Annotated in this window: 7 protein-coding genes; 1 reads left to right on the forward strand and 6 read right to left on the reverse strand. The window is 63.2% G+C overall.

The genetic code is table 11. The features are described from left to right. Positions 1 to 810 (forward strand): mannitol dehydrogenase family protein (locus EOA85_RS22275; protein ID WP_164759801.1); only part of this gene is annotated, 810 nt, incomplete at its 5' end. On the opposite strand, the gene lepB is transcribed toward EOA85_RS22275, so the two are convergent. From lepB to EOA85_RS22310, 6 genes are all read right to left on the reverse strand, one after another. Next, positions 776 to 1,780 (reverse strand): signal peptidase I, encoded by a 1,005-nt coding sequence (lepB, locus tag EOA85_RS22280; RefSeq protein WP_127211188.1) that lies wholly within the window; start codon positions 1,778 to 1,780, stop codon positions 776 to 778. The two genes, EOA85_RS22275 and lepB, sit on opposite strands and share 35 nt — an antisense overlap. Before the next feature lie 123 nt (positions 1,781 to 1,903). Then, the gene (locus tag EOA85_RS22285; protein ID WP_029349043.1) at positions 1,904 to 2,311 is read right to left on the reverse strand and encodes a F0F1 ATP synthase subunit epsilon; all 408 of its coding nucleotides are present in this window, start codon (positions 2,309 to 2,311) and stop codon (positions 1,904 to 1,906) included. Positions 2,312 to 2,426: 115 nt separating this feature from the next. Then, entirely contained in the window at positions 2,427 to 4,010 is a 1,584-nt protein-coding gene (atpD, locus tag EOA85_RS22290; RefSeq protein ID WP_164759802.1) for a F0F1 ATP synthase subunit beta, read from the reverse strand. 73 nt (positions 4,011 to 4,083) lie between these two features. Next, entirely contained in the window at positions 4,084 to 4,968 is an 885-nt protein-coding gene (locus EOA85_RS22300) for a F0F1 ATP synthase subunit gamma (RefSeq protein ID WP_029349044.1), read from the reverse strand. 33 nt (positions 4,969 to 5,001) lie between these two features. Further along, positions 5,002 to 6,531 carry a F0F1 ATP synthase subunit alpha gene (atpA, locus tag EOA85_RS22305; RefSeq protein WP_029349046.1) on the reverse strand — a complete coding sequence of 510 codons (1,530 nt, stop codon included), beginning with the start codon at positions 6,529 to 6,531 and terminating at the stop codon, positions 5,002 to 5,004. Then, positions 6,531 to 7,091, reverse strand: coding sequence for a F0F1 ATP synthase subunit delta (locus tag EOA85_RS22310; RefSeq protein WP_127211190.1), 561 nt, complete (start codon positions 7,089 to 7,091; stop codon positions 6,531 to 6,533). Before EOA85_RS22310 ends, atpA begins: the two co-directional genes overlap by 1 nt. Between the last annotated feature and the right edge of the window lie 159 nt (positions 7,092 to 7,250).

Genomic DNA, 7,250 nt, shown 5'->3' on the forward strand with positions numbered 1-7,250 from the left:
ATGGTGGATCGCATCGTGCCGGCGACCACCGATGCCGACCGGGCACGGATATCAGGCCAACTCGGCATCGAGGACGCCTGGCCTGTGATGACCGAGCCGTTCTGCCAATGGGTGGTCGAAGATGATTTCCCGGCGGGCAGGCCGGACTGGGAAAAGTTCGGCGTTACCATGGTCGGTGATGTCGGGCCGTTCGAGGACATGAAGTTGCGCCTGCTCAACGGCTCGCATTCGGCCATCGCCTATCTCGGCCTGCTCAGCGGCTACGAGACGGTCGACCGCGCCTTCGCCGATCCGGCGATCCGGCAATTCGTCGACGGATTGTGGGCCGAAGCCATCACAACGCTACCGAAAGACGCCGGGCTCGACACGGCCGACTACACGGCCCAGCTTGCCAAGCGCTATTCGAACACCGCGCTCGCCCATCGGACGGCGCAGATCGCCAATGACGGCAGCCAGAAACTGCCGCAGCGCATCGTTGCCGCGGCAATGGAGCGGATGAGTGCCGGTGCGCCGCCCGCGCATCTGATGCTGGTGGTAGCAGCCTGGATCGCTGCTTGCGAGGCGCGCGGCGAAGCCTTGCCGGAAAGCCATTTCACCGACCCGCTCGACTTGGCCCTGGCTGCACTCGACACTCGGCATCTGTCGGCGGGCGAAACGGTGGCGGCGGTGTTCGACCTGGCCGGCTTCGCCAAGGGCGGTGCTGAGCGCCTGACGCTGATCGACCTCGCGGGCGCCCATCTCGAACGGTTGCGCCAGGGCGGCGTGGCTGCCGCTTTCACAGCGCTGGGCATACAGGGTGCGAAAACATGAGGCAGAACCGCGCGCCGTCGTGCGTGCGGTGGAGGCGGCGACGACTTGAATCTATTTGCCTGTCAGACCGTGACGAGTAGTCGACACCTCTGGAGTTCCAAAACAGGCGAACGCCCTTGCCGACCAAATTCTCATACGGAATAGTGCCCATATCAAAACGGCTATCGGCGGAACTGTCGCGATTGTCGCCAAGCATGAAGTAGCGGCCGGCCGGAACGACAACAGGCTGGGTGTTGTCGCCCGTCGATCCGTCGATCACGTCGAGGACCGAGTAGGAGACGCCGTTCTGCAATGTTTCGCGCTGCACTTTGGCCGACCGGATTTCATCGGAGGAGTAAGAACCGGTCTCTTCAAGCTTCACCGCATGGTCGTTGATGTGAAGGACGCCGTCGATCATCTGGATCTTGTCGCCAGGAAGGCCGACAATGCGCTTGATGTAGTCGGTGCTGGGATCAGACGGCCGCCTGAAGACTGCGATATCGCCTAGCGCCGGCGCCGTGTCGAACGTCCGCCCTGCGATCGGCAGCAAGCCAAAGGGGACGCTGTGGCGGCTGTAGCCGTAAGCAAATTTGGACGCGAACAGATAGTCGCCGACCTCAAGCGTTGGCACCATGCTGCTGGCCGGTATTGAGAATGGCTGAAACAGGAACGACCGGATCGCAAACGCAGCAGAGACGAGGCCAGAAAGGCCAGCACCAGAACCGAAAGCCCATGCGCGTACCACTTGTCCGGCTTGAATCGATGCGCAAAGGGAACAACGAGCACCACCGAAGATATCGCTATGCCGATACTTGAAAGACTGGCCAATCCGGAAAGATCGATGCCCGGCAAAACCTGGAACCCGATGTAGCAAAGGGCGATGCTTGCGGCACTGATCGCGACCAGACTTATGACCGCCAGCTTGCCGCTGCCGATCCAAAGAAATCCGCCGAACGGGCCGCCAAAGGCCGACACCAGGGCCGCCGACCATCTGGATCTCGACCTTGTGTCTTCAGTCACCGGCTACCGCCCCCACGGCAAGCAAAGTCGGACTGTCCCTCAAACAAAAAAGCGAGGCAAGCCTCGCTTTGCAGTTGCCGGACTGATCTTCGCTTCAAGCAGGCAGGATGGCGCCTTCGAGTGTGGTGAGCTGGCTAAGAAACTGCTCGGCCTTGCTGCGCGTCTGGTCGTCCTTGGCGTCGGCGACGTCTTCCCTGGCTTCCTGGATACGGCGGGTCAGGTCGGCGCGATCGATGTCGCCGACGGCTACTGCCGATTCGGCGAGCAGCGTGCAGCCGGCCGGAACGATGTCGGCAAAGCCGCCGAACACGACGTAGCGTTCTTCCTTGCCTGCCGCGGTCTTCACCGTGACGACGCCCGGCTTGATCGTGGTCATGACCGGCGCGTGATGGGCCATGACGGTCATTTCGCCTTCGGCGCCCGGAATGACGACGGACTCGACCTGCTCGGAAACCAGCAGGCGCTCCGGCGAGACCAGTTCGAATTGGAAAGCTTCAGCCATGATTAATTCAGCGAATGGTGAATGGTGAATGGTGAATGGTCCGAAAGACCTTCACTCAGCCCCGATTTCCAGTCCGCTACTCCCCATTCACAATTCACTACTGACCATTCACCAATTACGCCGCTTCGGCCGCCAGGCGCTGTGCCTTCTCGACGGCTTCTTCGATGCCGCCGACCATGTAGAAGGCGGCTTCCGGCAGGTGGTCATAGTCGCCGTTGCAGAGGCCCTTGAAGCCCTTGATGGTGTCGGCGAGGTCGACCAGCTTGCCCGGCGCGCCGGTGAACACTTCGGCGACGAAGAAGGGCTGCGACAGGAAGCGCTCGATCTTGCGGGCGCGGGCCACCGTCTGCTTGTCCTCTTCGGACAGCTCGTCCATGCCCAGGATGGCGATGATGTCCTGCAGCGACTTGTAGCGCTGCAGGATCGACTGCACCTGGCGCGCGACCTGGTAGTGCTCTTCGCCGACGACCATCGGGTCGAGCATGCGCGACGTCGAATCGAGCGGATCGACGGCCGGATAGATGCCCTTTTCCGAAATCGCGCGGTTGAGCACGGTCGTCGCGTCCAGGTGGGCGAACGAAGTCGCCGGCGCGGGGTCGGTCAGATCGTCGGCCGGCACGTAGATCGCCTGCACCGAGGTGATCGAGCCCTTGGTCGTCGTCGTGATGCGCTCCTGCAGCGCACCCATGTCGGTGGCCAGCGTCGGCTGGTAGCCCACGGCCGAAGGAATACGGCCGAGCAGCGCCGACACTTCGGAGCCAGCCTGCGTGAAGCGGAAGATGTTGTCGACGAAGAACAGCACGTCCTGGCCCTGGTCGCGGAAATATTCGGCAACCGTCAGGCCGGTCAGGCCGACGCGGGCGCGCGCACCCGGCGGCTCGTTCATCTGGCCGTAGACCAGCGCCGCCTTGGAGCCTTCGCCGCCGCCCTTCTTGTTGACGCCGGACTCGATGAACTCATGATAGAGGTCGTTGCCCTCGCGGGTGCGCTCACCGACGCCGGCGAACACCGAGAAACCGCCATGCGCCTTGGCGACGTTGTTGATCAGTTCCTGGATCAGCACCGTCTTGCCGACGCCGGCGCCGCCGAACAGGCCGATCTTGCCGCCGCGGGCATAGGGCGCAAGCAGATCGAGAACCTTGATGCCGGTGACCAGGATCTGCGCTTCCGTCGACTGCTCGACATAGGTCGGAGCCGGCTGGTGGATGGAGCGCATCTCGATGCCGTCGACCGGGCCTGCCTCGTCGACCGGCTCGCCGATGACGTTGATGATGCGGCCGAGCATGCCGGGGCCGACCGGCACGGTTATCGGTGCGCCGGTGTCATAGACGTCCTGGCCGCGAACCAGACCTTCGGTCGAGTCCATGGCGATGCAGCGCACGGTGTTTTCGCCGAGATGCTGAGCCACCTCGAGCACGAGGCGATTGCCGACATTGGACGTTTCCAGCGCGTTCAGGATCGCCGGCAGATGGTCGCCGAACTGCACGTCGACAACGGCACCGATGACCTGGCGAACCTTGCCGGCCAAGCCAGTCTTGTTGATGGCAACGGTCGGCGCCTTCGCCGCGGCAGCCTTGGCGGGCGCGGCCGCTTTCTTGGCCGGAGCGGCCTTCGCTGCCGCTGCCGGAGCCTTTGCCGGTGCTGCCGCCGTCGCGGCAGCCTTCGGGGCCGCCTTCTGGGGGGTCGCTGCTTTCGCCATCGTCTTTACCCTTTTCGTCTCTTTGTTTCTCACGCAATCCGCCTGAAGGTCGCTGACCTTCATCGGAGCGCGCCTAGAGCGCCTCGGCGCCCGAAATGATTTCGATCAATTCCTTGGTGATCTGCGCCTGCCGCTGGCGGTTGTAGGTGATCGACAATTTGTTGATCATGTCGCCGGCGTTGCGCGTCGCATTGTCCATGGCGCTCATCTTGGCGCCCATCTCGCCGGCCGCGTTTTCGAGCAGCGCACGGAAAACCTGTACGGAAATGTTGCGCGGAATGAGGTCGGAGAGGATTTCGCCCGGCTCCGGCTCGTATTCATAGACGGCATTGCCGCCGCCGGCCACCTCGGCGGGGGCGGAAGCCACGCCTGCCGGAATGATCTGCTGCGTCGTTGGAACCTGGCTGATAACCGACTTGAACTGAGAATAGAACAGCGTGCAGATGTCGAAGCCGCCCTCGTTGAAGAGCTGGATGACTTTTTTGGCAATGGCATCGGCGTTGATGAAGCCGAGCGTCTTCACTTCGCGCAGGTCGACGCGTTCGAGGATCAGCGCCGCGTAGTCGCGGCGCAGGATGTCGAACCCCTTCTTGCCGACGCAGATGATCTTGACCTGCTTGCCGTCGGCCAGAAGCTTGCGGATGTGGTCGCGGGCAAGGCGTGCGATCTGCGAATTGAAGCCGCCGCACAGACCACGCTCAGCGGTGCAGACGACGAGCAGATGCACGTCGTCCTTGCCGGTGCCGGTCATCAGCGCCGGGGCCTCGCCACCGCCGCCGATCGCCTGGGTGATGTTGGCCAGCACAGCGCCCATGCGCTCCGAATAGGGGCGCGCCGCTTCCGCCGCTTCCTGCGCGCGACGCAGCTTCGCCGCGGCGACCATCTGCATCGCCTTGGTGATCTTCTGCGTCGCCTTGACCGAGGCGATACGGTTACGAAGGTCTTTTAGTGAAGGCATGCTTCAAACCTGATCCCGTCCGTCCGGCTTCGTTCAAGCAAAGGTCTTGGCAAAAGTGTCGATCTCCGCCTTCAGCTTGGCACGCAGATCGTCCGACAGCGCCTTCTCCTTGCGGATGCCGTCGAGCACCTCTTTGCCGGCCGAGCGCATGTGGCTGAGCAAGCCATGCTCGAATTTGCTGACCTGGTCGATTGCCAGCTTGTCGAGATAGCCGTTGACGCCGGCGAAGATCACCGCGACCTGCTCCTCGACCTTGAGCGGCGAGAATTGCGGCTGCTTCAGGAGTTCGGTCAGGCGCGCACCGCGATTGAGCAGGCGCTGCGTGGCGGCGTCGAGGTCGGAGCCGAACTGGGCGAAGGCCGCCATTTCGCGATATTGCGCGAGCTCGCCCTTGATCGAGCCGGCGACCTGCTTCATCGCCTTGATCTGCGCCGAGGAGCCGACGCGCGACACCGACAGGCCGACATTGACCGCCGGGCGGACGCCCTGGAAGAACAGATTGGTTTCCAGGAAGATCTGGCCGTCGGTGATCGAGATGACGTTGGTCGGGATGTAGGCCGACACGTCGTTGGCCTGGGTCTCGATGATCGGCAGCGCCGTCAGCGAACCGCCGCCATTGTCGTCATTGAGCTTGGCGGCCCGCTCCAGCAGGCGCGAATGCAGGTAGAAGACGTCGCCCGGATAGGCTTCGCGGCCGGGCGGGCGGCGCAGCAGCAGCGACATCTGGCGGTAGGCGACGGCCTGCTTCGACAGGTCGTCGTAGCTGATCAGCGCATGCATGCCGTTGTCGCGGAAATATTCGCCCATGGTGCAGGCGGTGAACGGCGCCAGGAACTGCATCGGCGCCGGATCGGAAGCGGTGGCGGCGATGATGATCGAATAGTCGAGCGCGCCGCGCTCTTCGAGAACTTTCACGAACTGCGCGACGGTCGAGCGCTTCTGGCCGACGGCGACGTAGACGCAGTAGAGCTTTTCCTTCTCCGGCCCGTGTTCGTGCACCGATTTCTGGTTGAGCATCGTGTCGAGGATGATCGCGGTCTTGCCGGTCTGGCGGTCGCCGATGACCAGCTCGCGCTGGCCGCGGCCGACCGGGATCAGCGCGTCGATGGCCTTGAGGCCGGTCGACATCGGCTCGTTCACCGATTTGCGCGGAATGATGCCGGGCGCCTTGACGTCGACGCGCTTGCGCTCGGTCGCCTGGATCGGGCCCTTGCCGTCGATCGGGTTGCCGAGCGCGTCGACGACACGGCCGAGCAGGCCCATGCCGACAGGCGTGTCGACGATAGCGCCGGTGCGCTTGACGATGTCGCCTTCCTTGATGTCGCGGTCGGCGCCGAAGATGACGACGCCGACATTGTCAGCTTCGAGGTTGAGCGCCATGCCGCGGATGCCGCCGGGGAACTCGACCATCTCGCCGGCCTGGACATTGTCGAGGCCATAGACGCGGGCGATGCCGTCACCGACGGACAGAACCTGGCCGACTTCGGAGACCTCGGCCTCCTTGCCGAAATTCTTGATCTGGTCTTTCAGAATTGCGGAAATTTCCGCGGCGCGGATGTCCATCAGCCGACCTCTTTCAGTGCAAGCTTGAGCGAATTGAGTTTGGTTTTAAGCGACGTATCGATCTGGCGCGAGCCAATCTTGACCACCAGCCCACCGAGCAGCGACGGATCGACGGTCACGGTGATCGCGACATCCTTGCCGGCAACGCTTTTCAGCGCCGCCTTCAGCTCGGTTTGCTGGGCGTCGGTCAGCGCATGCGCCGAGGTAACTTCAGCGGCGGTCTCGCCACGGTGCTCGGCGGCGACCTGGTGGAATGCCTTGATCATGCCGGGGATGGCGAACAGACGGCGGTTCTGGGCGACGACGCGCAGGAAATTGCCGGTGAGGCCGGTGATCCCTGCCTTGTCGGCGATCGCCGCAATGGCCTTGGCCTGGTCCTCGCTGGAGAACACCGGGCTGTTGATCAGACGGGCAAGTTCCGCACTGCCTTCGAGCATTGCCGCGAAACTGTTGAGGTCGGCCTCGACCTGGGCCACCGAATTCGCCTGGAGCGCGAGCTCGAACAGCGAACCCGCATAGCGCTCTGCGACACCTGAGATTGGCGATGACGATTGGGCCACGGACCGTCTTTTCTCTTGTCTGACAGGCCGCAGATTGTTGGCGCGAGCGAAAACTCTAGCTAAATCTTTGACCTTACTGCATTTTTCCAAGCACGGAGGCGCGGCTTCCGCTATCCCCGGCCGAAAGTCGATTGCCGTCTAGCACAGGCATTTTAAGAC

Origin of the sequence: Mesorhizobium sp. M5C.F.Ca.IN.020.29.1.1 (assembly GCF_003997375.1) — a bacterium.
In the GTDB taxonomy this organism is placed as follows: domain Bacteria; phylum Pseudomonadota; class Alphaproteobacteria; order Rhizobiales; family Rhizobiaceae; genus Mesorhizobium; species Mesorhizobium wenxiniae.